The organism is Streptococcus sp. CF8-6, from assembly GCF_024295845.1.
In the GTDB taxonomy this organism is placed as follows: domain Bacteria; phylum Bacillota; class Bacilli; order Lactobacillales; family Streptococcaceae; genus Streptococcus; species Streptococcus oralis_BO.
In genome coordinates this window covers 314,239-339,743 of record NZ_JANCOF010000001.1, presented here as the reverse complement: position 1 = coordinate 339,743, position 25,505 = coordinate 314,239, and the positions used below count along the sequence as shown (strand labels likewise).

The 25,505-nt window shown below is 40.6% G+C and carries 29 protein-coding genes; 6 read left to right on the top strand and 23 right to left on the bottom strand.

Going from position 1 to position 25,505, the window contains the following annotated elements; all coding sequences use genetic code 11:
- The first annotated feature begins 446 nt into the window (after positions 1 to 446).
- The 4 genes from NML69_RS01595 (at position 447) to NML69_RS01580 (ending at position 4,834) form a co-directional block, all read left to right on the top strand.
- Positions 447 to 1,202 carry a hypothetical protein gene (locus NML69_RS01595; RefSeq protein ID WP_254725110.1) on the top strand — a complete coding sequence of 252 codons (756 nt, stop codon included), beginning with the start codon at positions 447 to 449 and terminating at the stop codon, positions 1,200 to 1,202.
- A 296-nt stretch (positions 1,203 to 1,498) separates the two neighbouring features.
- Entirely contained in the window at positions 1,499 to 2,842 is a 1,344-nt protein-coding gene (murT, locus tag NML69_RS01590) for a lipid II isoglutaminyl synthase subunit MurT (protein WP_254725109.1), read from the top strand.
- Positions 2,842 to 3,624, top strand: coding sequence for a lipid II isoglutaminyl synthase subunit GatD (gatD, locus tag NML69_RS01585; protein ID WP_038806325.1), 783 nt, complete (start codon positions 2,842 to 2,844; stop codon positions 3,622 to 3,624). The genes murT and gatD overlap by 1 nt, the downstream gene beginning before the upstream one ends.
- Positions 3,625 to 3,751: 127 nt before the next feature.
- Positions 3,752 to 4,834, top strand: a complete 1,083-nt coding sequence (locus NML69_RS01580) for a Xaa-Pro peptidase family protein (RefSeq protein ID WP_254725108.1) — start codon at positions 3,752 to 3,754, stop codon at positions 4,832 to 4,834.
- Between the two features lie 40 nt (positions 4,835 to 4,874).
- Here the strand turns inward: NML69_RS01580 and NML69_RS01575 are convergent, their stop codons facing one another.
- The 18 genes from NML69_RS01575 to NML69_RS01490 form a co-directional block, all read right to left on the bottom strand.
- Positions 4,875 to 5,336: an ECF transporter S component gene (locus tag NML69_RS01575; protein WP_198459901.1), complete on the bottom strand. Its 462-nt coding sequence runs from the start codon at positions 5,334 to 5,336 to the stop codon at positions 4,875 to 4,877.
- Complete coding sequence (locus tag NML69_RS01570; RefSeq protein WP_254725107.1) at positions 5,314 to 6,087, bottom strand: bifunctional hydroxymethylpyrimidine kinase/phosphomethylpyrimidine kinase; 774 nt, start codon at positions 6,085 to 6,087, stop codon at positions 5,314 to 5,316. The genes NML69_RS01575 and NML69_RS01570 overlap by 23 nt, the downstream gene beginning before the upstream one ends.
- Complete coding sequence (truA, locus tag NML69_RS01565) at positions 6,077 to 6,826, bottom strand: tRNA pseudouridine(38-40) synthase TruA (RefSeq protein ID WP_254725106.1); 750 nt, start codon at positions 6,824 to 6,826, stop codon at positions 6,077 to 6,079. Before truA ends, NML69_RS01570 begins: the two co-directional genes overlap by 11 nt.
- Before the next feature lie 99 nt (positions 6,827 to 6,925).
- The gene (locus tag NML69_RS01560; RefSeq protein WP_254725105.1) at positions 6,926 to 8,077 is read right to left on the bottom strand and encodes an MFS transporter; all 1,152 of its coding nucleotides are present in this window, start codon (positions 8,075 to 8,077) and stop codon (positions 6,926 to 6,928) included.
- A 112-nt stretch (positions 8,078 to 8,189) separates the two neighbouring features.
- Positions 8,190 to 8,813 carry a Pr6Pr family membrane protein gene (locus NML69_RS01555; RefSeq protein WP_000775204.1) on the bottom strand — a complete coding sequence of 208 codons (624 nt, stop codon included), beginning with the start codon at positions 8,811 to 8,813 and terminating at the stop codon, positions 8,190 to 8,192.
- A gap of 2 nt (positions 8,814 to 8,815) precedes the next feature.
- A complete protein-coding gene (locus NML69_RS01550; protein WP_001061600.1) occupies positions 8,816 to 9,154 on the bottom strand; it encodes a zinc ribbon domain-containing protein YjdM in 339 nt (112 codons plus the stop codon).
- A 209-nt stretch (positions 9,155 to 9,363) separates the two neighbouring features.
- Positions 9,364 to 9,882 carry a DNA starvation/stationary phase protection protein gene (locus NML69_RS01545; protein ID WP_000229890.1) on the bottom strand — a complete coding sequence of 173 codons (519 nt, stop codon included), beginning with the start codon at positions 9,880 to 9,882 and terminating at the stop codon, positions 9,364 to 9,366.
- 188 nt (positions 9,883 to 10,070) lie between these two features.
- On the bottom strand, positions 10,071 to 10,829 hold the full coding sequence (gene tpiA / locus NML69_RS01540; protein ID WP_000087899.1) for a triose-phosphate isomerase: 759 nt from the start codon (positions 10,827 to 10,829) through the stop codon (positions 10,071 to 10,073).
- A 96-nt stretch (positions 10,830 to 10,925) separates the two neighbouring features.
- Positions 10,926 to 11,603, bottom strand: a complete 678-nt coding sequence (locus NML69_RS01535) for a DnaD domain-containing protein (RefSeq protein ID WP_254725104.1) — start codon at positions 11,601 to 11,603, stop codon at positions 10,926 to 10,928.
- Positions 11,604 to 11,611: 8 nt separating this feature from the next.
- Complete coding sequence (metA, locus tag NML69_RS01530; RefSeq protein ID WP_001122729.1) at positions 11,612 to 12,556, bottom strand: homoserine O-succinyltransferase; 945 nt, start codon at positions 12,554 to 12,556, stop codon at positions 11,612 to 11,614.
- 186 nt (positions 12,557 to 12,742) lie between these two features.
- The gene (locus NML69_RS01525) at positions 12,743 to 13,255 is read right to left on the bottom strand and encodes an adenine phosphoribosyltransferase (protein ID WP_001049315.1); all 513 of its coding nucleotides are present in this window, start codon (positions 13,253 to 13,255) and stop codon (positions 12,743 to 12,745) included.
- A gap of 86 nt (positions 13,256 to 13,341) precedes the next feature.
- Positions 13,342 to 14,100, bottom strand: coding sequence for a class I SAM-dependent methyltransferase (locus NML69_RS01520; RefSeq protein ID WP_254725103.1), 759 nt, complete (start codon positions 14,098 to 14,100; stop codon positions 13,342 to 13,344).
- A 483-nt stretch (positions 14,101 to 14,583) separates the two neighbouring features.
- On the bottom strand, positions 14,584 to 15,273 hold the full coding sequence (gene rplA, locus NML69_RS01515; protein WP_001085675.1) for a 50S ribosomal protein L1: 690 nt from the start codon (positions 15,271 to 15,273) through the stop codon (positions 14,584 to 14,586).
- A gap of 207 nt (positions 15,274 to 15,480) precedes the next feature.
- Entirely contained in the window at positions 15,481 to 15,906 is a 426-nt protein-coding gene (gene rplK / locus NML69_RS01510) for a 50S ribosomal protein L11 (RefSeq protein ID WP_001085808.1), read from the bottom strand.
- Between the two features lie 122 nt (positions 15,907 to 16,028).
- Complete coding sequence (ldcB, locus tag NML69_RS01505; RefSeq protein WP_061453363.1) at positions 16,029 to 16,745, bottom strand: LD-carboxypeptidase LdcB/DacB; 717 nt, start codon at positions 16,743 to 16,745, stop codon at positions 16,029 to 16,031.
- A gap of 14 nt (positions 16,746 to 16,759) precedes the next feature.
- A complete protein-coding gene (locus NML69_RS01500; RefSeq protein ID WP_254725102.1) occupies positions 16,760 to 17,221 on the bottom strand; it encodes an HIT family protein in 462 nt (153 codons plus the stop codon).
- A gap of 186 nt (positions 17,222 to 17,407) precedes the next feature.
- Positions 17,408 to 18,352, bottom strand: coding sequence for a hypothetical protein (locus tag NML69_RS01495; RefSeq protein WP_223341662.1), 945 nt, complete (start codon positions 18,350 to 18,352; stop codon positions 17,408 to 17,410).
- A 26-nt stretch (positions 18,353 to 18,378) separates the two neighbouring features.
- Positions 18,379 to 19,416 (bottom strand): M42 family metallopeptidase, encoded by a 1,038-nt coding sequence (locus NML69_RS01490; RefSeq protein ID WP_254725101.1) that lies wholly within the window; start codon positions 19,414 to 19,416, stop codon positions 18,379 to 18,381.
- A gap of 139 nt (positions 19,417 to 19,555) precedes the next feature.
- On the opposite strand from NML69_RS01490, the gene NML69_RS01485 reads away from it, so the two are divergent.
- Both NML69_RS01485 and NML69_RS01480 read left to right on the top strand, forming a co-directional pair.
- A complete protein-coding gene (locus NML69_RS01485) occupies positions 19,556 to 20,107 on the top strand; it encodes a DUF1307 domain-containing protein (RefSeq protein WP_254725100.1) in 552 nt (183 codons plus the stop codon).
- A gap of 319 nt (positions 20,108 to 20,426) precedes the next feature.
- Complete coding sequence (locus tag NML69_RS01480; RefSeq protein WP_254725099.1) at positions 20,427 to 20,978, top strand: DUF1307 domain-containing protein; 552 nt, start codon at positions 20,427 to 20,429, stop codon at positions 20,976 to 20,978.
- A gap of 48 nt (positions 20,979 to 21,026) precedes the next feature.
- On the opposite strand, the gene brnQ is transcribed toward NML69_RS01480, so the two are convergent.
- The 5 genes from brnQ to NML69_RS01455 form a co-directional block, all read right to left on the bottom strand.
- The gene (brnQ, locus tag NML69_RS01475) at positions 21,027 to 22,352 is read right to left on the bottom strand and encodes a branched-chain amino acid transport system II carrier protein (protein ID WP_254725098.1); all 1,326 of its coding nucleotides are present in this window, start codon (positions 22,350 to 22,352) and stop codon (positions 21,027 to 21,029) included.
- A gap of 184 nt (positions 22,353 to 22,536) precedes the next feature.
- The gene (locus tag NML69_RS01470) at positions 22,537 to 22,824 is read right to left on the bottom strand and encodes a rhodanese-like domain-containing protein (RefSeq protein WP_254725097.1); all 288 of its coding nucleotides are present in this window, start codon (positions 22,822 to 22,824) and stop codon (positions 22,537 to 22,539) included.
- Entirely contained in the window at positions 22,821 to 23,411 is a 591-nt protein-coding gene (locus NML69_RS01465) for a uracil-DNA glycosylase family protein (RefSeq protein ID WP_198459919.1), read from the bottom strand. Before NML69_RS01465 ends, NML69_RS01470 begins: the two co-directional genes overlap by 4 nt.
- Before the next feature lie 53 nt (positions 23,412 to 23,464).
- Complete coding sequence (gene pepV, locus NML69_RS01460; RefSeq protein ID WP_254725096.1) at positions 23,465 to 24,865, bottom strand: dipeptidase PepV; 1,401 nt, start codon at positions 24,863 to 24,865, stop codon at positions 23,465 to 23,467.
- A 12-nt stretch (positions 24,866 to 24,877) separates the two neighbouring features.
- Complete coding sequence (locus tag NML69_RS01455; RefSeq protein ID WP_254725095.1) at positions 24,878 to 25,483, bottom strand: nitroreductase family protein; 606 nt, start codon at positions 25,481 to 25,483, stop codon at positions 24,878 to 24,880.
- Positions 25,484 to 25,505 lie beyond the last annotated feature (22 nt).

Genomic DNA, 25,505 nt, shown 5'->3' with positions numbered 1-25,505 from the left:
AATACATATGACTTTGAATAACTCGCTTCAGCTCATCGTTTTATGGGTAATTTAAAAAGTATATTTTGCAATGATTGTTTCATGCCTAATTAGTAAATTATCCACTCTTTGCGCGGGTCGTATGTGTATTTTCATCGTTTGTGGAAAGGTTTTACCGTTTGCAAATTGATGGTTAAGTCGATATATTTTTTCTTCTTAAATATTTTCCAAATTATTTAATCTTTTTAAAGATAAGAATCACTTTCTAATCAATCAAAGGATACTTCAAATTTCTTCATTCTTGATAATATGAGCAATACCCTGCAAAATGTTTAAACTTTATCATTGTAAAAAATATCGAAAGAAATCCCATATTACATTAGTATATATTTGGTATGGGATGAAATTGACTTTCGAAAACATTAACTATATAATGTCTGTAAACAAGAAATAATGAGGTAACGATTATGAATAAAACAGAATTACTGTTACAAAGACTAGATAATATTGGTCAGTCTCTAAAAGATTCTAGACAAGCACTAGCTTTGCTGGCACTTGGTTCTTGCGGAGTAGAAAGAGACCGATTGGATCAATACTCAGATTTGGATTTTTTTGTTATTGTAAAAGATGGCTACAAGCAGGCCTATATACAGGATCTAACTTGGTTAAGTAATCTAGAACCAATTGCATTTCACTACCAAAATACAGTGGACGGACATAAAGTTCTATTTGAAGATGATGTTTTTTGTGAATTTGCTGTCTTTGAAGCTCATGAACTAGTAAACATTCCCTTCGCTGAAGGCAAGATTATCTGGAAGGAGGTCGGTTTTGATGGAACAATCTGCCAGCCACAAAGATTGCCATCAAAAGAAAATAGAGACCGTGAATGGCTGTTGGGAGAGATTTTATGCAATCTATATATAGGACTAGGTCGCTATCAACGAGGCGAAAAATTGGCTGCTTATGATTTCATCCAAAACAGATCCGTCAAGCTTTGGACCGAACTAATCAATTTGGAAAAAACTTCTAAATCTGATTTTATAGATATTTTTAACAGCAACAGAAGATTTGAAAAAGGTTATCCAAACGAGGCCAAACAATTGCCTCACTTTTTGCAAGGTTACGAACGAATTTCTGAATCTGCTCAGGAACTCCTAGAATATCTTGATAAACACTATCCTCTTAACGCATTTATAAAAGAAAAAATTCGTAATTTATTATAAAAGAGACTTTCCAAAAAATGATCTAAATCCCAAAAGTTAGGTATCTTTGTCAGTTATAATGGATTAATGAAATTTTAAAACCTGTAGAGGATAATCGATGTCCTCTCCTTTCTTATATTCAGAGTGAGAAAGATTTATTTCTTAAAGTTGCCAAAGTTATCAAATCCAAAGATATTGTATTTGATTGGTTTGGTTTAATCAGAACCTAAAAAGCACTTCTAAGGTTACTTCTTTAGTTGATCTTAGAGGTTACTTTAGTTATTGGACTGCTGGGCGCAGTATGATATAATAGAAACATGAAATTAAAAACTACTTTGGGCCTTCTTGCTGGGCGTTCTTCTCACTTCGTTTTAAGCCATCTTGGCCGCGGAAGTACGCTCCCAGGAAAACTCGCCCTTCAATTTGATAAAGATATTTTACAAAATTTAGCTAAGAACTACGAGATTGTCGTGGTCACTGGAACCAACGGGAAAACCCTGACAACTGCCCTCACTGTCGGTATTTTAAAAGAGGTCTATGGTCAGGTTCTGACCAATCCTAGTGGTGCCAACATGATTACGGGGATTACAACAACCTTCTTGACTGCAAAATCTTCAAAAACTGGAAAAAATATTGCAGTCCTAGAAATTGACGAAGCCAGTCTATCTCGTATCTGTGACTACATCCATCCTAGTCTTTTTGTCATCACTAATATCTTCCGTGACCAGATGGACCGCTACGGTGAGATTTACACAACTTATAAGATGATTTTGGATGCTATCCGCAAGGTGCCTACGGCTACTGTTCTTCTAAATGGTGACAGTCCCCTTTTCTACAAGCCAGCTATTCCAAATCCAGTACAGTATTTTGGTTTTGACTTAGAAAAAGGTCCAGCCCAACTGGCTCACTACAATACCGAAGGAATTCTCTGCCCTGACTGTCAAGGTATCCTCAAATATGAACTCAATACCTATGCCAACTTGGGAGCCTATATCTGTGAAAATTGTGGATGCAAACGTCCTGACTTGGACTACCGTCTGACAGAATTGGTTGAGTTGACCAACAATCACTCTCGCTTTGTCATTGACGGACAAGAATACGGCATCCAAATCGGTGGACTCTACAACATCTACAATGCGCTAGCTGCGGTTGCCATTGCTCGATTCCTCGGTGCAGATTCGCAACGGATCAAGCAAGGATTTGATAAGAGCCGTGCTGTCTTTGGACGCCAGGAAACCTTCCATATCGGTGACAAAGAATGCACCCTTGTCTTGATTAAAAATCCTGTTGGCGCTACCCAAGCTATCGAGATGATCAAACTAGCTCCTTATCCATTTAGTTTATCTGTTCTCCTCAATGCCAACTATGCAGACGGAATAGACACTAGCTGGATCTGGGATGCTGACTTTGAACAAATCACTGACATGGACATTCCTGAAATCAACGCTGGCGGTGTTCGTCATTCTGAAATTGCACGTCGTCTACGAGTGACAGGCTATCCAGCCGAGAAAATCACTGAGACAAGCAATCTGGAGCAAGTTCTCAAGACCATTGAGAACCAAGACTGCAAGCATGCCTATATCCTGGCTACCTATACTGCTATGCTGGAATTCCGCGAACTGCTGGCTAATCGTCAGATTGTTAGAAAGGAGATGAACTAATGGTTTATACTTCACTTTCCTCAAAAGCTGGCAACTACCCTTATCAGCTCAATATCGCCCACCTCTATGGAAACCTCATGAATACCTACGGGGACAATGGCAACATCCTCATGCTCAAGTATGTGGCTGAAAAACTGGGAGCTCATGTGACGGTTGACATCGTTTCTCTCCATGATGACTTTGATGAAAACCACTATGATATCGCCTTTTTCGGTGGCGGTCAAGACTTTGAACAAAGCATCATCGCAGGCGACCTTCCTGCTAAAAAAGAAAGCATTGACAACTACATCCAAAACGACGGAGTAGTTCTAGCCATCTGCGGTGGTTTTCAACTTTTGGGGCAATATTATGTTGAAGCTTCAGGTAAACGTATCGAAGGACTCGGTGTCATGGGCCACTATACCCTCAACCAGACCAATAACCGCTTTATCGGTGACATCAAGATTCATAATGACGAATTCGATGAAACCTACTACGGCTTTGAAAATCACCAAGGTCGTACCTTCCTTTCTGATGACCAAAAACCGCTGGGTCAGGTTGTCTATGGAAATGGAAATAACGAAGAAAAGATCGGCGAAGGGGTTCATTATAAGAATGTCTTTGGTTCCTACTTCCACGGACCTATCCTCTCTCGTAATGCCAATCTGGCTTATCGCCTAGTCACCACTGCCCTCAAGAAGAAATACGGTCAGGATATCCAACTCCCTGCCTATGAAGACATTCTCAGTCAAGAAATCGCTGAAGAATACAGCGACGTCAAAAGCAAGGCAGACTTTTCTTAAACTAAGGAAAATTATATCAAAGAACTCCCCTATCTTGTCGGAGTTCTTTTTGCTTGTTCTTTTACCCTTCTCCCTTGCATTTTCTCTCTTTTTTTGCCAAAATAGAGGGGTAGAAAGAAGGTAGCATATGTCTAAATTACAACAAATCGTAACATATCTTGAATCAGAAAAACTAGACGTCGCTGTCGTATCTGACCCCGTCACTATTAATTACCTCACTGGCTTTTACAGTGATCCCCATGAACGCCAAATGTTCCTCTTTGTTCTAGCGGATCAAGAACCCCTCCTTTTTGTCCCAGCCCTTGAAGTAGAACGTGCAAGTAGCACCGTTTCCTTCCCAGTTGTGGGCTATGTGGATTCTGAAAATCCATGGCAAAAAATCAAAAACGCTTTGCCTCAATTTGACTTCAAACGTGTCGCTGTTGAGTTTGACAATCTCATCTTGACCAAATACCATGGTTTGAAAACAGTTTTTGAAACTGCTGAGTTTGAAAACCTCACTTCTCGCATCCAACGCATGCGCCTCGTCAAATCAGCTGATGAAGTGCAAAAAATGATGGTTGCAGGTATCTATGCTGATAAGGCTGTAAAAGTTGGTTTTGACAATATTTCTCTTGATAAAACAGAGACAGATATCATTGCCCAAATTGACTTTGCCATGAAAGGTGAAGGCTATGAAATGAGCTTTGATACCATGGTCTTGACTGGTAATAACGCTGCAAATCCACACGGAATTCCTGGTGCAAACAAGGTTGAAAAGGACGCCCTTCTCCTCTTTGACCTCGGTGTCATGGTTAATGGCTACGCCTCAGATATGACTCGTACGGTCGCTGTCGGTAAACCAGATCAATTCAAAAAAGATATCTACAACTTGACTCTTGAAGCCCAACAAGCTGCCCTTGACTTTATCAAGCCAGGTGTGACTGCACATGAAGTTGACCGCGCTGCCCGTGAAGTCATTGAAAAAGCTGGTTACGGTGAGTACTTCAACCACCGTCTCGGTCACGGTATCGGTATGGATGTCCACGAATTCCCTTCTATCATGGAAGGAAACGACATGGTCATCGAAGAAGGCATGTGTTTCTCTGTTGAACCTGGTATCTATATCCCTGGTAAAGTCGGTGTTCGTATCGAAGACTGCGGTGTTGTTACCAAGGATGGCTTTGACCTCTTTACAAGCACCAGCAAAGACTTGCTTTATTTTGATTAAATCTAGACAAGCAAAAAGTCAGCTATTGAAGCTGACTTTTTTATTTTATCTTCTTGACACTCTGAAAGACTACAAACCCTACAATCATACCCAGAGTATTTTGCAGGAAGTTTGGTATGATTTCTGGTAAGGCTGCTGACCAGCCATTCATTAGGGTTGAGCCCAGAGCGTAGCCACTTACCATGACGATAGTAGCTAAGACTAAGCCCAGCCATTGCCATTTCCCTTTAAAACCTGCAAAAAATCCTTGCAAGCCATGGTTTATCAAGCTAAAGAACATCCACTGTGGAAAGCCTGATAAAAGGTCAATCAGGAATCCTGCTAGTCCTCCAACGACAGCTCCTTCTTTACTACCAAAGTAAAAGGCAGTAAAGAAAATACCTGCATCCAAGAGAGTCAACATTCCTGTTGGCGTTCCAATTTTCAAGTAATAGCCTAGGACTACTGAAAGGGCGGTTAAAAGGGATACAAGGGCGATTTTAGTTGTTTTGGTTTGCTTCATATTGTCTTACTCCATATTGATCTGCTTGTGCAATGGCACGGTAAACGAAAGCTTTAGAACTTTCTACTGCTTGTAAAAGTTCATCACCTTTAACCAAGTGACTAGCGATGCTTGAGGCAAAGGTACAACCTGCGCCAGCATTTTGGCCTTGGATAACGGGATTCTCTAGAACTGTAAAAGTTTGTCCATCATAAAAGACATCTACAGCCTTGTCCTGACTGAGGCGATTGCCTCCCTTGATAATAACTGCTGGCGCTCCTAAATCATGCAATTTCTGCGCTGCTGCTTTCATGTCTTCCAAGGTTTTAATTTCCTGATCAGCCAATAATTCTGCTTCAGGAAGATTTGGCGTAACCACACTGACATGAGGGAAAAAGCGAATCAACTCTTGACAGAGTTCACTGACAGCCACGTCGTGCGTTTCCTTGCAGACCAAAACGGGATCCAATACCACAGGCACTCCTGGACGTTGCTTAATAAAGTCCAAGGCCTTCTCAGCTACGCTGACAGTAGGAAGAAGGCCAATCTTAATCCCTGCAAACTCGACATCACGCAAGCTGTTCAACTCATGTTGAAAAATAACATCGTCTGTTGGAAAGACCTCAAAGCCCTTTTCGGTCAAGGCCGTTAAACAAGTTACAGCTACAAAGCCGTGCAAGCCGTTCAAGGTAAAGGTAGCAAGATCGGCTGATAAACCACCACCACTAAAAATATCATTCCCAGAAAGGGCTAAAATACGATTATTCTTCATAACGAATCTCCTTTAAATACAAGCCATTCGGTGCAGCCGTGGGACCTGCAAGTTGCCTGTCCCTCTTCTCCAAAATCAAGTCAATCTGCTCAACTGGCATTCGATTATTTCCGATTTTGAGCAGCGTCCCCACCATATTGCGAATCTGCTTATACAAGAAGCCATTTCCTGAAAAGGTAAAGGTCAAAAACTGCCCTGTATCATCAACACTAAGACTGGCTTCTGTAATGGTCCGAACCTTGTCCTCTACACTAGTCCCAGATGCTGTAAAACCGGTAAAATCGTGGGTTCCCTCTAATTTCTTGACAGCATCCTGCATCCGCTCTACATCAAGCGGATAAGGAAAGTGAGTAGCATAGTGACGGCGCATGGGATTTTTAGGACGGCCCCTATCCACGATAAACTCATAGGTCTTGCTGTGCTTGGCATAACGGCAATGAAAATCATCCGCCACAAGCTCCATCGAGATTACATCGATATCTTCAGGAGATTGGGTATCCAGGGCAAAACGGAGTTTTTCCTCATCCATCTGATAGGGCAGATCAAAATGAATGACCTGTCCCAGAGCATGGACCCCACTATCCGTCCTACCAGCACCGTGAACAGTGATGACTTGCCCCTTATTGAGTCTCGTTAAGGTTTTTTCGATTTCCTCTTGAACGCTCCGCGCATGAGGCTGGCGCTGAAAACCGGCAAAGGCAAAACCATCATAAGAAATAGTTGCTTTATATCTTGTCATAACTTCTATTTTATCAGGAAATAAAAGTGTAAACAAGTTTAAAAACCAATAATTGTCTGGGTACAAAATTCCCAAAAAGAAAAACTTAGGAAACCAATCCTAAGCTCTCTTTTGAAGTGCGTACATAACAAAGATAGAAGTGACAATCAACCAGCATCCTAGAATGGTGAAGACCAACATACCGTTTTGAGTCACCAAGCCAATCGCCCCAAGAATAAACGGTGTCGTAAAGGCTCCAAAGCTACATCCTAGCACTGCAAAAGATGTTGCTTGATTAAGGAGCTTGGCTGGGATTCTTTCAGAAAGAAGCTGAAAGACAGTGGTCAATGCCACACTGTAAGAAAAACCTGCCACAACACTTCCAACTACCATCACACCCAATGACGGAGACAAGGCAATCACAATCTGCCCCAATCCAAAGGTGATGCCTGACCAAAGGAGCAACCTTTCTTTAAACAGAGAGATAAAGAAAGAAAAACTCACACCTGCCAAGATACCAATCAACTGCATGATACTTAAAACCAAGCTCGATAACTGGGCATCCCCTAGACCTCTTTCCACCATCAGACTAGGAATACGAATGGTGATAGCTGTATTGGTGCAGACAACAACTGCTGCTTCGATAGCCAATAGAAAGATCAAGCCTTTCATCTTTCCTGTCAAACGAGTCGTTTCGGTCTCTTTTTTCTTTGTTTCTTTCTTTTCTTTCCCATAAGGGACAAAGAGCAGATAAAGGATCAATACTAAAAATCCTGCACTGTAGGCCAAGAAGGTCACTGTCCATCCCAAGGATAAGAGTTGACCTACCACTAGAGTCAAAATCGATGCCCCGACAACTTCTGCTGATCCGCGAAGCCCCAACATCTGGATCCGTGTCTTTCCATGATAGCGTTCGCTGATGATGGAAATGGCCTTGGCATTGATCATCCCAACACCCAAGCCAAATAAAATCCGCATCGCAAAGACAAAGTTGTACTCCTGATACCAGAAAGGAGCTGTTCCACCGATAGAAAGGATGAGAAGTCCTAGACTAATCTGAAGTCGCTCAGGAAATAACCGCTCCAAAAACCCATTTAAAACCAGCATAATCATGATTCCAAAAGAAGGAAGACTGACCAGGAGCTCGATTTGTTCTTTGGGGTAGCCTTGATAGTAGTCAAACATGGCTGGCAGAGCGCTTGAGATGGAGAAGGAGGTAATCAAAACGAGGGAGAGGGCCAAAATACTAGCCCGTTCTAAATATTGTTTCATGAATTTTCTTTCTGTATATTTCTCACTGTTTATCCTTTTAAAAGGAAGATGGCAAGAAAAGAAGGAGCCCGATTGAACTAGAGACTCCGTCCTAACTTTCCTAATAGGAAGACTATTTTCGCTTGATTTGCTTGATTAGGTAGAAGATAAAGCCTGCAACCATATACGCTGCAAAAATGATCAAACACCATTTGATAACCACGTCCCAACCCTTGTTCACATTTAAAAAGAAATAAGGGAAGGGATTGTCCTTGGAATTCGGAATATTGAGTTTTAAGACCAGGCCGTTAAACAAGGCAAAAATCATATAAACCAAGGGCAAGATGGTCCACAAGACTGGATCCCAGATCTTGTATTGACCCCGTTTATCGAAGAAGAGGGTATCGGCTAAAAACCAGAGTGGAACGATATAGTGGCAAAGGAAATTTTCCACACGGTAAAAGTCTGTCGCGATCGGAGCAAGCATAAAATGGTAAATCACACAGGTAATCATGATACTCATGGTAACACCACCCTTGAGACGAAGCAAGGTCGGACTTTGCCAATTTTCACCTGAACGGCTCATCACACGGAGCAGATAACCCGTGAAAATCGTTACCAAAAGGTTGGACAACACTGTGTAGTAAAGGAGCATACCAAAGCCACCGTGCTTGGTAATCTCCAAATAAACCCCTGTAAATGCCGCTAAAAACAAGAGCACACGACTATAAAAGATAAATTTATAATTCAGTTTCATGGCTAGATTTTCTTAACAAATTCTGACTTGAGTTTCATAGCTCCAAAACCATCAATCTTACAGTCGATGTTGTGGTCACCTTCTACAATACGGATATTTTTAACACGAGTTCCTTGTTTCAAATCCTTTGGCGCACCTTTTACTTTCAAGTCCTTGATAAGGGTCACAGTATCGCCGTCAGCCAGTTTATTTCCATTGGCATCGATAGCAACAACACCTTCTTCTACTTCTGCAACTTCTGCAGGGTTCCATTCATAGGCACACTCTGGGCAGACCAAGAGGCTTCCGTCTTCGTAGACATATTCTGAATTACATTTCGGGCAATTTGGTAAGTTGTTCATAAGTCCTCCTAAAACTAACAATTATTCTTTAAAATTCATATGTTATTGAACAGCAACTATTATACCGTAAAATCCTACTTTTGACAATGTGTCCTAAGTCCAGCAGACAAAAAAATCATGCAACTGTTTACAGTTACATGACTTTTAAAAGATGATTGGTCATGAGCACTTATCAAGCACCTCATGATAAAAGGGGTAGCAACTATATTTTACAAACCAGGAGCTTGCCCAAGTTCTGCTGCAAGCATCCAAACTGTTTTCTCAAGTTCAGCCTTAGCACCAACAAAGATATCGTTTGTAACATCATCGCCTTCTTCATCAGTCACATCCAAAGCTTTTTGGAAAAGAGCGATGAGGTAGCGATAAATCGCTAGAACACGTTCCAAGCTTTCTTCAACGTTACGGAATTCTCCTTCTTCTTCTTCGATTTCACTGTGTTGAAGGAATTCTGTCAAAGTTGAGTAAGGTTTGCCGCCAAGGGTGATCAAACGTTCGCTGATTTCGTCAAGATAACCATCAAGGCTATCCATGTATTCATCCATTTTTGGATGCCATACGAGGAAACCACGACCACGCATATACCAGTGTACTTGGTGAAGGGCAATGTGAGCCACATACAAGTCTGCTACTGCTTGGTTCAATACTTCCTTTGTTTTTGCCAATGCTACTGGCGCTGTTTTAGATAATGTTGTAACGTCTTTTACTGCTTCTTTTTTCAATTCAACCATATTTCTTACCTCTTTCTTTTTTTTGTAACCATCTTCTTAGTGGTTACAATATAAGTATACTACTACCAGAAAACGATAGCAAGGAAAGTGTACTATCTGAGAAAAGTTGTAATAGACTGATAATTTAAGAAAAATTTACAGCATCTATAAAAAAGACAGTCTTAGAAGACTGTCTGGAATAACTGAGATTATTTTACAAAATCAAGCAATGCCAAGAAGCTTTCAGCTTCAAGCGACGCGCCACCAACAAGGGCACCGTCAACGTCTGGGCAAGCCATGTATGAAGCTACATTTTCAGGTTTAACAGAACCACCGTATTGAACACGAACTTTGTCCGCAACTTCTTGACCAAAGTCAGCAGCTACAACGTCACGAACGACTTTACACATTTTTTGTGCATCGTCTTGTGAAGCTGATTTACCAGTACCGATAGCCCAGATTGGCTCATAAGCGATAACGGATGCAGCAACTTGTTCAGCTGTCAATCCAGCCAATGCAGCAGATACTTGAGCACCTACGAATTCAGCAGCTTTACCAGCTTCGTAAGTTTCAAGTGATTCACCACAACAGATGATTGGAAGCATACCATTTGCAAAGATTGCTTTTGCTTTTTTGTTGATATCTTCGTCAGTTTCATGGAAGTAGTCACGACGTTCTGAGTGCCCGATAACAACGTAGTCAGTACCGATTTCTTTCAAAACTTGTGGGCTAGTTTCACCAGTGAACGCACCTGCATTTTCAAAGTAGCAGTTTTGAGCAGCAACTTTAAGGTTTGAACCTTTAGCAGCAGCAAGAACAGCTGTCAAATCAACTGCAGGAGCTGCGATACCTGCTTCAACAAGGTCTGATGAAGGAAGTTTTGATGCAACGGCTTCAACGAATGCTTTTGCTTCTTCTGGATTTTTGTTCATTTTCCAGTTACCAGCGATAAATGGTTTACGTGACATTTCACATACCTCTTTTTTCATTTTATTCACTATTATTCTATCATATTTATAAGGAGCTTGCAAACCTTACTCTAATTTTCAAGATTTTTCAAGCGACTAATCTTGCCACAAATTCATGGCATCGAGGAAATCAGCCGAAGCCTGAACCTGTTTGGGATTGTTGGCTCCTCGCTCTGCTCGTTTGGCCTCTACCTGAGCCACAGACTGAATACCTTCATGACGCCAATTCCGAAGGATGGCCTGAATATATTTCCAGTTTGGCTTGCCATTGAGAACGGCCTCTCGGAGAGCTTCCTTGATCAAATCCGCCTTAACTCCATCTTCTTTGACAGTCTTAGAAAGATCCTCGATTTCAAATGGTGTTAATAAGCGTCCTAATTCCTGCTGAAAAGTCTCAACCAGGTCCTTCAACTGATTCTGCGGGTTTTGGGCAGTTGTAGCTGGAGTTTGGCTGTCTAGTAAGCTATCCAAGCGTTCAAAAGCCAAACTAGCATCAAAGATCAGCTCAATTTCCCCATTTAGTTCAATGGTCCGATATTGTAGCAAACCATTTTCAGTCAAATTTGAAATAGATTGGTTGACATCTGCCACCTCTTTCCCAATGATTTCAGCTATTTGGCTAGGTGAAACATCTCCTAAGGCTGTGGTATTTTGTAAATAGAAAAATTGCCAGACCAGAAAATCTTCGCTAGAAGGAAAGAGTTCCTTAAAATGCAAGAGCAGGGCACTTGGCAAAACCAAGTTCCCTGATTTAAAAGCGTCAAAATATGTCATAATTCCTCTTATAGATATCCAAATGCAGCCGCATCATCCTCTACCTTTCTCCAGTCAAAAGGGGTTTCTTGATAAACTGCATAGTTTACCCAATTGCTGAAAAAGAGGGCAGCTGATGAAGACCAACAGAGACAAGGCGTCTCATTTACATCATCATTTTTAAAGTAGTTCTCTGGTATATGAGGGTCGAGTCCCGCCTCATAATCACGAAAATACTCTCTTGCCAAAGTGTCACGATCGTACTCCAAATGACCAAAACTATAAATTTCACGCAAATCTCGACTAGCTAGGATAGAAACCCCAACCTCAGGACCTTCTGACAGAATCTCCAGATTGGTCTTATTTAAGATTTCTTCTTTTAAAATCTCAGTATGACGAGAATGAGGAGCTACATAGCGATCATCAAAACCTCTAAAAAGAAGGTGCCCCTCTTTTAAGGTATCCTGTGGGTAAATACCTGATAGTTTCCGATCCATCTGGTGCTTTTCAACGCCATAGCGAACATAAAGACCTGCTTGTGCTCCCCAACAGATATGGAGGGTTGAAAAAACATGCGTCTTGGACCATTCGATGACCTGTTTGAATTCCTCCCAGTAATCTACCTCTTCAAAAGGCAAATGCTCTACTGGTGCTCCTGTGATAATCATTCCATCAAAAAAGTCATCCTTGACCTCTGGAAAGGTTTTATAGAAGGTTTCCATATGTTCGGCACGAGTTGTCTTGGAACGATGTGTTTCCATATATAAGAAATCAATATCTAATTGCAAAGGGGTATTAGCCAAATGCCGTAAGAGTTGCGTTTCTGTTACCATTTTTTGAGGCATAAGATTTAAAATCAAAATCTTCAAAGGACGAATATCCTGATGAGCAGCCCGTTGGTCGTCCATAACAAAGATATTTTCTGTCCTTAAAATCTCAACAGCTGGTAATTTTTTATCAATTCGAATCGGCATAATACCCTCCTAACAGTTCTCTATTTCGGGAATGATCTTGTCTGTTTGAAAGCAAAAACCTCCAAATACATCTTCCCTTTATTATACTGTATGAAGATATAGTTTTCAATTATAGTTTTTCTCTAACTAGCTATAGTTAATTTATATAGCAGATGAAGAGAAAACAGCCCCAAGGACTGTTTTTCATTAATAATGCATAAGTACCTTGTAATCGTAATCTCCGATTTTTTCACGGCCTTTAAGCTCATCCAACTCAATCAAGAAAGCACAACCGGCTACAATTCCACCAAGTCTTTCAATCATCTCAATGGTTGCTTTGACAGTTCCACCTGTTGCCAAAAGATCATCTACGATGAGAACACGTTGACCTGGCTTAATCGCATCAGCATGCATGGTCAAGGTATCAATACCGTACTCCTTCTCATAGTCAGCAGAAATGACTTCACGTGGCAATTTCCCTGGTTTACGAACAGGTGCAAAGCCAATTCCCAACTCAAAAGCAACTGGGCAGCCAACAATAAATCCACGAGCCTCTGGACCCACGATCATGTCGATTTTCTTATCGGTTGCATACTGAACAATTTCACGAACAGCGTAGCTATAAGCATTTCCATCTGCCATCAAAGGGCTGATATCACGGAAGGTAATACCTTCCTTAGGATAATTTTCAATCGTTGCGATATAATCTTTTAAATTCATCTTTTTCTTTCTTTCAAAGTTTTTTACTCTCTATTATAGCATATTTTTTAAGAAAGAAAAAAGGAAAAGTTAACTTCAATAATTATCTAACGATTTGACGATTTATAACTAGCCATAGCAATAAAGCCCAATTTCTGTTTATTCTTAGCAAACATTTTATACATAGTTAAAAACTGCTTTCTATTCTCCTTTTTACAAGCATTTACGCAAATTTTCAAAGTTCCTAGCCAACCTTCGTCATAAATCATACCTGATAATTTCATTAATGTCATTTCACCAGTCAATATTTTCACATCATGATAACCTGATTCTATCATCACCTGTTCCCAACCATCTTGAGTTAAAGGACCTACATTTACATGAATTGCTTGTGACAATTCCTGTCTGACAGACTCTTTAGCTTCCTTAAGAAGCACATCATGTGTCAAAAGAAGACCTTCAGGTTTTAAAACCCTTAGATACTCCATTACACATTTTTTCTTAGCTTGATCGGCTTGCATAGTCAGCATAGCTTCATTTATAACAATATCAAAACTAGCATCTTCATAAGGAAGTTTCATTGCATTTGCTCTTTCAAATCTGATCAAATGACCAACACCTGCCGTTTCAGCAGATTTTTTAGCCACTTCTAAGGCTTGTCCATCCATATCAACAGCAGTTATCTTACAACCAAAACGCTGTGCCAACTCAATTGCTGTAGTTCCCCTATTGCACGCAACTTCTAGTATTCTCTTTTCTTTTGAAAATTCTCCTTCCGCAATTAACCAATCTGTAGCACGTTTTCCACCTGGACGTAAGCGTTTTTTCCCCAGTTTTGCTAAAAACTTATGACCTGCTTCTGACATTTGAACACCTCTATTTTTTCTTCATTATAACATAAAATTATATTATCTGACAATTCTAATCTATTATTTGATAAACTAGAATCAAAAGCATACAAGCTGCCATGACTATAGCATAAATCTATTAATCACCTCTCTAGTTCGAATTCAATTGCTCACGTAGTTTACGCATATAGTTTACGACTACATATTTGTACTTTAGAGTTGCTGGCCTCCTTATCCGCTATATGCGCTTTACTATCACCTGCCTATTCGTATAGCCAAGATTTCTCTATCTCTTTCTCTACCGATTCTTGTTTCCAACGTCAGACTTAAACAGTCTATCCTAATGCCGTTCGATCAGCTACTCACAATAGTCAGGCTTGGGAATCACTTTTGGGTTTACTAGTATATGGTACCCACAGAGAACTTACACCTCAGATGAACGGAATGCCCGTTGTACCTAAAAAACGAGCACATTCGTACTCGTTTTTAAAAATCTGTTAATTAAAGTGAGTTCACGTCAACCTTGATACCAACACCTTGAGTAGTTGTGATAGTCAAGTTTGTTACGTAAGTTCCTTTAGCTGTAGCTGGTTTTGCTTTTTGAATTGTTTCGTTGAAAGCTTTGAAGTTTTCAACCAATTTTTCAGCTTCAAATGATACTTTACCGATGATTGCTTGAACGTTACCTGCACGGTCTGCACGGTAAGTAATTTTACCACCTTTAGACTCTTCAACTGCTTTAGCAACATCCATTGTTACAGTACCAGTTTTAGGGTTTGGCATCAAGTTACGTGGTCCAAGGACACGTCCAAGACGTCCAACAAGAGCCATCATGTCAGGTGTAGCGATAACTACGTCGAAGTCCAACCAACCGTCGTTGATTTTTGCAACAAGGTCATCTTCACCAACAAAGTCTGCACCAGCAGCTTTTGCTTCTTCAGCTTTTGCACCACGTGCGAAAACAAGAACGCGTGAAGTTTTACCTGTACCGTTTGGCAATACCATTGCGCCACGGATTTGTTGGTCAGCTTTTTTAACGTCGATGTTCAAGTTGTAAGCAACTTCTACAGTTGCGTCAAATTTTGCAAAGTTAGTTTCTTTTGCAAGTGCTACAGCTTCTTCTACACTGTATGCTTTTGTGCTGTCGATTTTCTCAAGAGCAGCACGAAGTTGTTTGCTTTTTTTAGCCATTTTCTATTCTCCTTGTAAGTGGTTCAATCGATTTTCATCTCCCACGTCACTCCTCGAAATGATGAAGTCTTGCGGGTTTTCAGTCTATTATTTTTCTTTTCCTACGTCGTTAAGTTCCCTTGCTGTACCCAAGTACAAGCCTCAGTCATTTGCCTAGTACGAAAAGTAACTAATAGACTGCTGTGAGATTTTCTACTGTGTTATTGATTAGTCAACAACAGTGAATCCCATAGAACGAGCAGTACCTTCGATCATACGCATTGCAGACTCAATGTTTGCTGCGTTCAAATCTGGCATCTTAGTTTCTGCAATTTCTTGTACTTGTGCACGAGTAACTGTAGCAACTTTAGTTTTGTTAGGTGTACCTGATCCTTTTTCAACACCTGCAGCTTTTTTCAAAAGAACAGCAGCTGGTGGTGTTTTTGTAACGAAAGTAAATGATTTGTCTTCGTATACTGAGATAACAACTGGAATGATCATACCAGCTTGGTCAGCTGTACGAGCGTTGAACTCTTTTGTGAATCCCATGATGTTGATACCAGCTTGACCAAGAGCAGGTCCAACTGGTGGAGCTGGTGTAGCTTTACCAGCAGGGATTTGCAATTTTACAAGTTTTTCGACTTTTTTAGCCATTTTTAAATCCTCCTTTGTGGTTTTGGCGGTAATGTAAGATTTTTACCTCCCACAAGTATGCTTTACACATACCTTTCCATTATACACTATTTATCTAAAAATGCAAGAGAAAAATTACTTTTTTAATCGACATAATCGCCGCCTTCAAAGCCATAGTACTCTTCCAAACTGAGACCACTTGCAGCAATTTCTTTGGCTTCTTTGCCAACGTAGCGAAGATGCCATTCTTCTGCCATGTAGCCCGTCTCTTTTTCTTTGCCTTTAAGATAGCGAACAACAAAGCCATAGTCAGCTGCATGATCTAAGAGCCACTGAGCCGCTTTCTCCTCTGTCACTAATTCTCCATTAGTCCCAATCAAATCAAAAGCAAGACCCGTTTGGTGTTCACTATAACCAGGACGAGCCGAGTAGCGATCTGCTGCTTCCTTACCGTCTTGATTCACATAGTCTTGATAAAGCTTGGTTTGAGTTTCATAACTTCTAAAACCACTGTAGTGATCGCTGATTGGGTAGCCAGCTGCTTGCATTGCTGCAATGAGTTTCAGCAACTCTGCTTTAGCTGTTGGATTCTCTCCTGGATTATAGTCTTTTGACAAAGGATAGTGCTTATTAGCTATGACAATTTCATCGTACTTCCCTTGAATACTATAGTAGTCACCCTTATTGACAACTTCTGCCTTCTTCTGACTAGAGGCTTGGGATTTGCTCCCTACAGTTCCTTCAGGTTGACTAGTTTGTTCCGTTTTTTGAGTGTTTTCTTCATTTTTAGGTTTTTCTTGAGAACATGCTGCTAGGGTTACTGCTAGCAAACCTGATAAAACGATGTATCTTTTTTTCATTTTTTCTTCCTCTCTTAGGCCATGTGCTTCTCTAATTCATCGGATAAGGCTTTAATCATTTGTTCCAACTCATGGGATTTCACTTGGCAATCTTCTGACGCCATTTCTTCCCAGGGCACCCACCAGACTGGACCACGGCCATTAAGCCCATGACCCTTCATATCACCAGCTCGTCTTGGAAAGAGGTGCCAGTGAGCGTGGGCATCTCCATTTCCTAGAAGTTCGATGTTCATCTTTTCCGCTTTAAACGCTTTGGCGACTGCTTCTTGGACTAAACTCATTTCCTCTAGAAAACGCAGTTTTTCAGAAGTCTCCATATGGTGGAGTTCTGTTATATGTTCTTTTGCCAGAAATAAGGTATAGCCCTTAAAGTATTGGTGATCCCCAATAACAACATAGCCTGTTTCTAGTTCTTTTACAAAGTAGGGATTTTTCCCCGCTTTAATTAGGTCTATCCGCTCACAAATAAGACACATGAGTCTCTCCTTTCAACTCTAATAAGTTCAAAATATCTTGAGCCTGACAGCTCGGGATTAGCTATACTTGCATTCTCAAGCACATAGGGATTAAATCACTCACTGTCAATCCCTGCTTTATTTACCCCTCGGATATCCACTGCTTCAAAGTCGAGAAGGATGTGATTAAGGTCAAAAAGTCGGTGTTCATAGGTCATCATTCCCCTCCCTCTTATCTTTGTGAAATAATTTTTGAATCTTATTAAAAAATGGAATAACTGTAAAATTATCTATAAAGCGTCTCTTACTTAACTTAGGTCCCTGTAGTTTTCTATATTCTTCGATATAAATTGTAGATACCTTACCAATTTCACTTTCTCCGAAGATAATAGCTTTTAAAAATATTACACCAATACTTAAACAAAGTGAAACTATTCCAACAATAAGAACAATAGATAAATTTTTATACAAATAATACGATATTACAGTATCAACTGCGACAATATAGAAAAGGCACACTGTAATAAATATTCCAGATCTTCCATCATCACTTTCATCAACACTAAATTCTGGGAGTAAAAAAATTAAAATTACAACAAGCAGCAAATAAGCCAATAACAAAGAGGGGCCAGTAGGTTGTTCTATAAAACTCTGATACCCAAAGTAAATGAAAAATAGCTGAAGTAATAACATCGCATACTGAAATAAATAAAACCATATTTTAGCTGAACTTATAAGCGGAATATTTTTTTCTACTTTTATATCTAGTAATCGTTTAGCAATTTGTATCCGATGAGCTAGTTCTTTTAAATCCTCTATTTGAAGTATTTGAGAAGCAAGTTTTTTCTCTATAATTTCTATTTGATACCATATATATCCATCATCTTCTATCCACTGATATTTTCCAAAAGTTTTTATTTTTCGTCCATACGGATTAATGTTTTGAGAAATTTTAAAAAGTAGTTTTTCTAAATCTGGATTAGTAATTCCTTTATCTACCAGTTCATCGGCATAAACAACTAGTTCTTTAAAGTTTTCTTGTTTATTTTCATACACATACTTACGATATTCCTCTTTTTTCTTTTGGAAATAAGCATACAAACCCGAAACTAACCCCGTTATTATAGCAGGCGTTGCTAATTGTTTCAGCATTTCAAACATAATACTTTATCGCCCCTTTACTCCACCAAGGTGCTCTTGAGATAGACGTCTACCATACGCTCAGTCGCCACTACTGAATCAATGTGTGTGCGCTCATAAGAGTGACTGGATTCAATACCAGCTCCAAGAAGGGCATGCTTGACCTCTGCTCCAGCTGACATAGCTGCCGAAGCGTCCGAACCATAAAATGGATAGATATCCAACTTAAATGGAATATCTTGCTCTTTCGCCAAAGCTACCAAGTGTTGACGGAAGTCGTAGTGATAGGGACCTGAAGCATCCTTAACACAGATAGACACTGTGTACTCATCCGTCTGCTGGTCATCGCCCATAGCTCCCATATCTACAGCTAGATATTCCACTACCTGACCTGAAATATTTGAGTTGGCACCGTGGCCCACCTCTTCAAAGACTGAAAAGGCAAAATGAGTTGTTACTGGCAATGCAACCCCCTCTTCCTTGTAAATACGAAGAAGATTGAGCAAAATCGCTGCGCTGACCTTGTCGTCCAAATGTCGAGACTTGATAAAACCAGTTTCCGTCACAACAGTTCGCGGGTCAAAGCTGATAAAATCACCGACTTCAATCCCCAAGGCGCGCGTTTCCTTTTCATTGGTCACTTTTTCGTCCAAACGCACTTCCATATTGTCCTGCGTGCGTTCAGCAGTTCCTGCATCTTTGTATACATGGCAAGAAGTCTGGTGGATGAGGATGGTTCCAGATACCTTTTTACCTGTGCTAGCCACATGAACCGTACAATTCTCACCTTCAATCATGTTCCAGGGAAAACCACCGATACGGTCCAATTTGAGACGGCCATCCGGTTTGACTGCACGAACAATAGCACCCAGCGTATCTACATGGGCAGTCACATAGCGCTGTTGCTCATCATTTTGACCTTTAATAGTAACATTGACACCACCCTTGGCTGTACGAACCGGCTGGTAACCAAGTTTCTCTATAGTATGGACTAGATAGTCTGAAATCTCACGAGTAAAGCCCGTCGGAGATGCAATAGCAGTTAGTTCTTTGATATAGTTTATAGTCTGATTCATTTCTTCACCTCTTTCCTACCATTATAACATTTTTCTAGTCAGACTCCTTCTCAAAAGGAGAAAAACTGTGTTTAGTTGCTTTCACTATAGATCCATGTTATAATACAAATACTTTGATTATGAAAGGAAAGTAATAGATATGAAATCATACTTTAAAGCATCGCTAGCCCTAGTGGCTTCACTTGTTCTCCTACTCGGATGTTCCAAACAAGCATCAACACCTGCAAACAGCAGTTCTAAAGAAGACACAACAACTCAGTCAAGCGAAACCAAACAAAGCACTGACCAATCATCTGAGAAAAAAGAAACAGCCAAGACACATACTTTTGTCAACAAAAACAATTCTGGAATCATTTCTACCTTGGTTTATACTGTAGAAGGCGACAATGTTACCAAGCAAACTGCTCAGAATATTGCAGATCCTGAAATCCTTGGTGCAACTCCAGAAGATGTCAAGAGTTTTATCGAGGAAAAGTACAAAGGTTACAATGGACTCAAAGGTGTTAAACAAACCATTGAAATCAAAAATGGAAAAGTTGTTCAAAATCTAGAAGTTGATTTCTCAGTTGCAAGCATTAGCGAACTTAGAAAAGCACTTCCTGAAGAATATTCTGGTATCGGCAATCGTGTCAGTTTCTCAAACTCTAAAAAAGCACTGGAAAAAATGGGATTCACAGAAAAGACGAACTAATCTCCTAAAATTTCATATAGACTAGTGTAGGTCCACCCCAAAAGTTAGACACAACTCTAACTCTTGGGGTGTTTTATTACATCCCTAACCGATGAGTCCAATAGATTCCTCGCAACTCCATAAAAAGCACATTTGAAACTTCATTCTCTTTTCAATCCATACGATAAAAGTTCTTTGAAATAGATAGAGACAAAACTTTTAATCGTCTGACTAGTTTCTGTTCATTGTCATGTCAGGTCAGATGAGAGGGGAGGTCTAGTTGATTTTGTAGTAGAATCATGTTATAATACAAAATACTTTGATTATGAAAGGAAATTTTATGAAAACTTATGTTAAAACTTCATTAGCTCTAGTGGCTTCACTTGTCCTCCTACTCGGATGTTCCAAACAAGCATCAACAACTGCAAACAGCAGTAGCAAAGAAGACACAACAACTCAGTCAAGTGAGAGCAAACAAAGCAGTCAACAATCATCTGAAAAGAAAGATGAGACAGAAACCCACACATTTGTCCACAATAGCAAACCTGGAATTCATTCTACCTTGACTTATACTGTAAAGGGAGATGACGTTGTAAAACAAACTGTTCATAATGTATTTGACCCTGAAAAACTTAATAATACCGCGGAAGGTATTAAGGAAATTGTTGACGATACTTATAAAGGTTATGAAGGGGTCAAAGGGGTTACACAAAAAGTTGAAATTCAAGACGAAAAAGTTATCCAAAACATCGAGGTTGACATGACTGTCGCAAGTCTTGACGAACTAAAAAAAGCAATGCCGAACGAATATTCTGGTATTGGAAACCGTGTAAGCTTTGCTGCTTCGAAAAAAATGCTTAAAGAGGCTGGTTATACCGAACAAACCAATTGATGACTTCTCCTCATACAAAAAATTCTTGGTCAATGACCAAGAATTTTTTTATTCCATCTCAAAAACATCACTCTCTTGCTTATTTGGTAGAACCAAGGAAAGCAAGATTCCGATAATAGCTGGCACTAGCCATGGAAGAGAGGCTGACGCAAACGGAAGGGCATTAATCAGATTTTCTAGAAACTCAATCTTAAAGGAACTTCCAAGGACGCTTGCAAGAGCAATAGCTGTAACAAGCCCAATGGTTAACTGCATGCCTGGTTTTGATAGGGCGACAAACTTATTAACAATCACGATCATCACAATGGCGATGGTGATTGGGTACAAGATTACCAGCACTGGAACTGAGTACTTGATAATTGCATCCAAACCGAGGTTTGCAATAGCAAATCCAATCAAGGTAAAGGCAGTTGCATAGACCTTGTAGCTGATTTGTGGAAAACGACCGTTAAAGAACTCCGCTGTAGACACAATCAAGCCAACCGTTGTTGTGAAGCAGGTTACTGTTACCATAACAGCAAGGAAGAGTTGAGCTGTCGAACCAAAGATTTCCTGAGTCGCTTGCGACAAGATATAGACACCTGGTGTTCCACCCTTCATCACTTCAGCTGGCACTGGGAAATGATTTCCAAGGAAACCTAAACCAATGTAAAGAGCGCTAAAGGCAAGAGCTACAACGATACCAACCACCCAAATAGTTGAAATGTATTCTTTCTTACTGGAGAATCCAAGTTGTTTCAAGGTTTGAACTGCAATCACACTGAAGGCAACTGAAGCAAGGGCATCCAAGGTGTTATAACCTTCTAGGAATCCTGTCCCGAAAGCAGAAGATTGATAGGCCGCTGAAGCTACTTGAGGACTTGTTCCACCATATTTGAAGGCACCTAGTACAACCAAGATAACGATCAACAAAGCAAAGACTGGGGTCAAGATACGTCCGATTCGGTCCAAAATCTTTGAAGGATTGAGCGAAATCAGATAGGCTGCTGCAAAATACAGTACGGTAAAGACAATCAATCCTAGACCTTTGTTTGCTTCGGATAAGAGGGGACTAATCCCAACTTCGTAAGCTGTTGTTGCTGTACGCGGAATGGCAAAGAAAGGGCCAATCGATAGATAAAGGACTGCAAGATAAAGCGTCGCAAACCAAGGTGAGACTTTCTTAGAAATCTCGTGAATGTATCCTTTCGGGTTTAGCGTTCCAATAATAAGTGTCAAGACGGCAATACCGACACCTGAAAAGACAAAACCTGCGATGGCAGGAAGAAACTGTTCTCCAGATAAAGCACCTAGAGAAGGTGGAAAAATTAAGTTCCCCGCACCAAAAAATATTCCAAACAGGAGCAAGCCTGTTAGGGCACCTTTTTTAGCCATAATAATCTCCTTCATATTTCTAAAATACTGACCTAGTATACCATGATTAAGACTCTGAAAAAAGTATCCAAAATTAATCATTGAATGTTTTCAATATTTTTAAAAATAAGAATTATCTAAAAACAAAATCCCTCACTCAGTTGGAACCGAGCAAGGGAAGATTAGGTTCTATCGCTATATAGCTTTAAAGATTTTCAAAGGCCGTCATTCCACCTTGGACATTGATAACGTCATAACCCTGTTCAGCTAGAAATTGACAAGCACGTGCTGACCTCATCCCAGATTTGCAAATGACATAATACAAGAGGTTCTTGTCCAATCGATCATAGATATCAGCTAATTGACTAAGTGGTAGGTTCTGAGCACCTTCTAAATGAAGCGTCTCGAACTCTTCTACTTCTCTCACGTCCACTAGAGAAAGTTGCTCATTTTGATAAAGCTGGTAAAATTCGTCAAAGGAAATATCTTTCATTCTTTTTCTCCTAAAATGGTTTTAATTCTTTTTTTCAAATCGGGCACTACTTCTGACTCAAACCAAGGATTTTTAGCCATCCAAATTTGATTTCGTGGTGACGGGTGCACCAGAGGGAAAAATTCTGGTAGATAGTCTTTGTAGTGTTTTACCCGCTCCGTTACCTTGCCACTAACTTTCTCATGTAAATAATAGGCTTGGGCATATTGTCCAATCAAAAGGGTCAATCCAATATTTGGACATTCCTTGAGAAGTTGTGGGTGCCATTTTTCGGCAAAGCCTTTACGGGGTGGAAGGTCGCCTGATTTTCCATGTCCTGGGAAATAAAAGTCCATGGGAATAACTGCAAACAACCCCGAATTGTAAAAGGTATCTTCATCTACACCTAGCCACTCACGCAGACGATCACCGCTCTTATCCTTCCAATAAATCCCAGCTTCTTGTGTTTTAAGCCCAGGAGCCTGACCGACAATATTGATGCGAGCAGTCTTTGGCGCTGCAAAGAGTGGTTCGATTCCGCGTTCTGTATAGCTTGCATTCTGTGGATCCGCCATAATAGCTTGCTTGATTCTTTCGATTTGAGACATCTGTTTTCCCTCCAAAAAGAAGTCCAAGCATAAAATCTCAGACTTCTATCGTTTTATTTGATCAATTCATAAATAGCTTCTGCATAGATTGCTGCTGCTCGGAAGAGATCGTCCAAGGCGATAAATTCGTTGGCTTGGTGCATGGTGTCAATAGAGTCTGGGAACATCGCGCCGTAGGCAACTCCACGTTCCAGCAAGCGACCAAAGGTACCACCACCGATGACTTGTTCGTGACCTTTAAGCCCAGTTTGTTTTTCATAGACATTCAACAAAGTTTGCACAAGTGGATCTTCCATTGGCACATAGTGAGGGGTGTGACCGTGTTCAGAAAGGCTAACAGAAGCAACTGGCAAGTTTTCAAGGACTAACTTGATTTGCTCTGGACTTATTCCTTTTGGATAACGGAAGTTGAGAGCAATGGTATTGTCAGCACTTGCTTCGTCAAAGCGGAAGACACCGGCATTCATAGAAAGGGCACCCATTTTTTCATCCACATGAGCAACCTTGAGATTTTCACCCTCATGGTCATTTAAGAGAATCTTACCAGCGATGTCGAGGTAGTCTTTTGCTGGTCCTGCAAAGTCAAACTGACTGAGGAAGAGGGCCAGGTAGGTCGCACCATTGACACCTGAAGCAGGCATAGCACCATGGGCAGATTTACCAATCACAGTCACCTTGTGCTGACCGTTTTCTTCTTGGAGTTCTCCTCTAAGTTTGTGCTCCGCAACAAAGGCATCTAGTTTAGCTTGCAAGTCAGCCAAGTCACCTGAAACAACTGCTGTCGCTGATTCAGGTACCATGTTTTCACGCAAACCACCTGTGAAGCTGTGAAGACGGGCTGCACCTGTATTTTCACCTGCAAAGTGGAGGTATTCAGTGATGTTTCCTTTTTCACCATTGATGATTGGGAATTCAGCATCTGGTGAGAAGCCAAAATCTGGTTTTGCTAGTCCTACATGTTCAAAGTAGTAGTCCATGTCTGCCCAACCTGATTCTTCGTCTGTTCCGACGATGAAACGAACTTTCTTAGAAGTTGGAAGGCCCAATTCTTTGATGATTTTCAAACCATAGTAACAAGCTGTTGTTGGACCCTTGTCATCGGAAGCCCCACGCGCATAAAGGCGACCGTCTTTGATAGTTGGTGTATAAGGGTCCGTGTCCCAACCGCTACCAGCTGGCACCACGTCCATGTGAGCAAAGATTCCAAGAACTTCTTCTCCTTCACCAAACTCAAAATGTCCTGCGTAGTTATCAACATTTTTAGTTGGATAGCCATCGCGGTCTGCGATTTCAAGGAATTTTTCCAAGGCTTTTACCGGCCCAGGTCCAAATGGATGCTCAGCATCGGCCTTGCTATCGTCACGTTCTGAGTTGATTTCCAAAAGGCTAAACAAGTCAGCCAAGAGGTCTTCTTTGCGTTTTTCTACTTCTGCTGTAAAATCAATTGCTGTCATTTTTTCTTCCTTCTATCTTTTCTCGATGATTTCATCCACTGGTAAGCGGTAGCTTGGTTCCAATTTCTCATCTGTATAGCCCACTGTGATCAAGAGTTCTGGGCGGAAACGGTCTTCGATATCCAAAACTTCGTTGGCTTTTGATTTGTCAAAACCAAGAATAATGTTAGATCCAATTCCCTGGTCTGTAAGAGCCAGAACCAAGTTCATGGCAACCAAACCTGCATTGAGGGCTAGATAGTCGCTGATCTGTTGCTCACTGTAACGTGCAAATTCAGCAGGCAGATTCTTCATAAAATATTGAAGTTGCTCTTCAGAAAAGTTATTAGCGCCGCCAACTCGGGCAATCTTACGAGCACGTTTGGCAAGATCTGTATCTGTAAACAGGGCAATGGTTACAGGTGCTGACGAAACCTGCTCAAAGTTCGAACCATAAGCCAATTTTGCCAATTCTGCATTTTTTTCACGAACCACAACAAACTTCCAAGGCTGGCTGTTGTGGGCACTTGGGGCCAAGGTTGCGATTTCGATAGCCGTACGCACATCTTTGGGATCTACCGGTTTATCAGTAAAATGCTTAGTCGCATGACGTTTTTTATTCAATTCAAGAAATTTCATAATCGATTTCCTTTTCTAATTC

Excerpts from the sequence above, each read along its gene's own strand:
- NML69_RS01595 (WP_254725110.1), top strand. The coding sequence starts at position 447 with ATGAATAAAACAGAATTACTGTTACAAAGACTAGATAATATTGGTCAG.
- murT (WP_254725109.1), top strand. The coding sequence starts at position 1,499 with ATGAAATTAAAAACTACTTTGGGCCTTCTTGCTGGGCGTTCTTCTCAC.
- gatD (WP_038806325.1), top strand. The coding sequence starts at position 2,842 with ATGGTTTATACTTCACTTTCCTCAAAAGCTGGCAACTACCCTTATCAG.
- NML69_RS01580 (WP_254725108.1), top strand. The coding sequence starts at position 3,752 with ATGTCTAAATTACAACAAATCGTAACATATCTTGAATCAGAAAAACTA.
- NML69_RS01575 (WP_198459901.1), bottom strand. The coding sequence starts at position 5,336 with ATGAAGCAAACCAAAACAACTAAAATCGCCCTTGTATCCCTTTTAACC.
- NML69_RS01570 (WP_254725107.1), bottom strand. The coding sequence starts at position 6,087 with ATGAAGAATAATCGTATTTTAGCCCTTTCTGGGAATGATATTTTTAGT.
- truA (WP_254725106.1), bottom strand. The coding sequence starts at position 6,826 with ATGACAAGATATAAAGCAACTATTTCTTATGATGGTTTTGCCTTTGCC.
- NML69_RS01560 (WP_254725105.1), bottom strand. The coding sequence starts at position 8,077 with ATGAAACAATATTTAGAACGGGCTAGTATTTTGGCCCTCTCCCTCGTT.
- NML69_RS01555 (WP_000775204.1), bottom strand. The coding sequence starts at position 8,813 with ATGAAACTGAATTATAAATTTATCTTTTATAGTCGTGTGCTCTTGTTT.
- NML69_RS01550 (WP_001061600.1), bottom strand. The coding sequence starts at position 9,154 with ATGAACAACTTACCAAATTGCCCGAAATGTAATTCAGAATATGTCTAC.
- NML69_RS01545 (WP_000229890.1), bottom strand. The coding sequence starts at position 9,882 with ATGGTTGAATTGAAAAAAGAAGCAGTAAAAGACGTTACAACATTATCT.
- tpiA (WP_000087899.1), bottom strand. The coding sequence starts at position 10,829 with ATGTCACGTAAACCATTTATCGCTGGTAACTGGAAAATGAACAAAAAT.
- NML69_RS01535 (WP_254725104.1), bottom strand. The coding sequence starts at position 11,603 with ATGACATATTTTGACGCTTTTAAATCAGGGAACTTGGTTTTGCCAAGT.
- metA (WP_001122729.1), bottom strand. The coding sequence starts at position 12,556 with ATGCCGATTCGAATTGATAAAAAATTACCAGCTGTTGAGATTTTAAGG.
- NML69_RS01525 (WP_001049315.1), bottom strand. The coding sequence starts at position 13,255 with ATGAATTTAAAAGATTATATCGCAACGATTGAAAATTATCCTAAGGAA.
- NML69_RS01520 (WP_254725103.1), bottom strand. The coding sequence starts at position 14,100 with ATGTCAGAAGCAGGTCATAAGTTTTTAGCAAAACTGGGGAAAAAACGC.
- rplA (WP_001085675.1), bottom strand. The coding sequence starts at position 15,273 with ATGGCTAAAAAAAGCAAACAACTTCGTGCTGCTCTTGAGAAAATCGAC.
- rplK (WP_001085808.1), bottom strand. The coding sequence starts at position 15,906 with ATGGCTAAAAAAGTCGAAAAACTTGTAAAATTGCAAATCCCTGCTGGT.
- ldcB (WP_061453363.1), bottom strand. The coding sequence starts at position 16,745 with ATGAAAAAAAGATACATCGTTTTATCAGGTTTGCTAGCAGTAACCCTA.
- NML69_RS01500 (WP_254725102.1), bottom strand. The coding sequence starts at position 17,221 with ATGTGTCTTATTTGTGAGCGGATAGACCTAATTAAAGCGGGGAAAAAT.
- NML69_RS01495 (WP_223341662.1), bottom strand. The coding sequence starts at position 18,352 with ATGCTGAAACAATTAGCAACGCCTGCTATAATAACGGGGTTAGTTTCG.
- NML69_RS01490 (WP_254725101.1), bottom strand. The coding sequence starts at position 19,416 with ATGAATCAGACTATAAACTATATCAAAGAACTAACTGCTATTGCATCT.
- NML69_RS01485 (WP_254725100.1), top strand. The coding sequence starts at position 19,556 with ATGAAATCATACTTTAAAGCATCGCTAGCCCTAGTGGCTTCACTTGTT.
- NML69_RS01480 (WP_254725099.1), top strand. The coding sequence starts at position 20,427 with ATGAAAACTTATGTTAAAACTTCATTAGCTCTAGTGGCTTCACTTGTC.
- brnQ (WP_254725098.1), bottom strand. The coding sequence starts at position 22,352 with ATGGCTAAAAAAGGTGCCCTAACAGGCTTGCTCCTGTTTGGAATATTT.
- NML69_RS01470 (WP_254725097.1), bottom strand. The coding sequence starts at position 22,824 with ATGAAAGATATTTCCTTTGACGAATTTTACCAGCTTTATCAAAATGAG.
- NML69_RS01465 (WP_198459919.1), bottom strand. The coding sequence starts at position 23,411 with ATGTCTCAAATCGAAAGAATCAAGCAAGCTATTATGGCGGATCCACAG.
- pepV (WP_254725096.1), bottom strand. The coding sequence starts at position 24,865 with ATGACAGCAATTGATTTTACAGCAGAAGTAGAAAAACGCAAAGAAGAC.
- NML69_RS01455 (WP_254725095.1), bottom strand. The coding sequence starts at position 25,483 with ATGAAATTTCTTGAATTGAATAAAAAACGTCATGCGACTAAGCATTTT.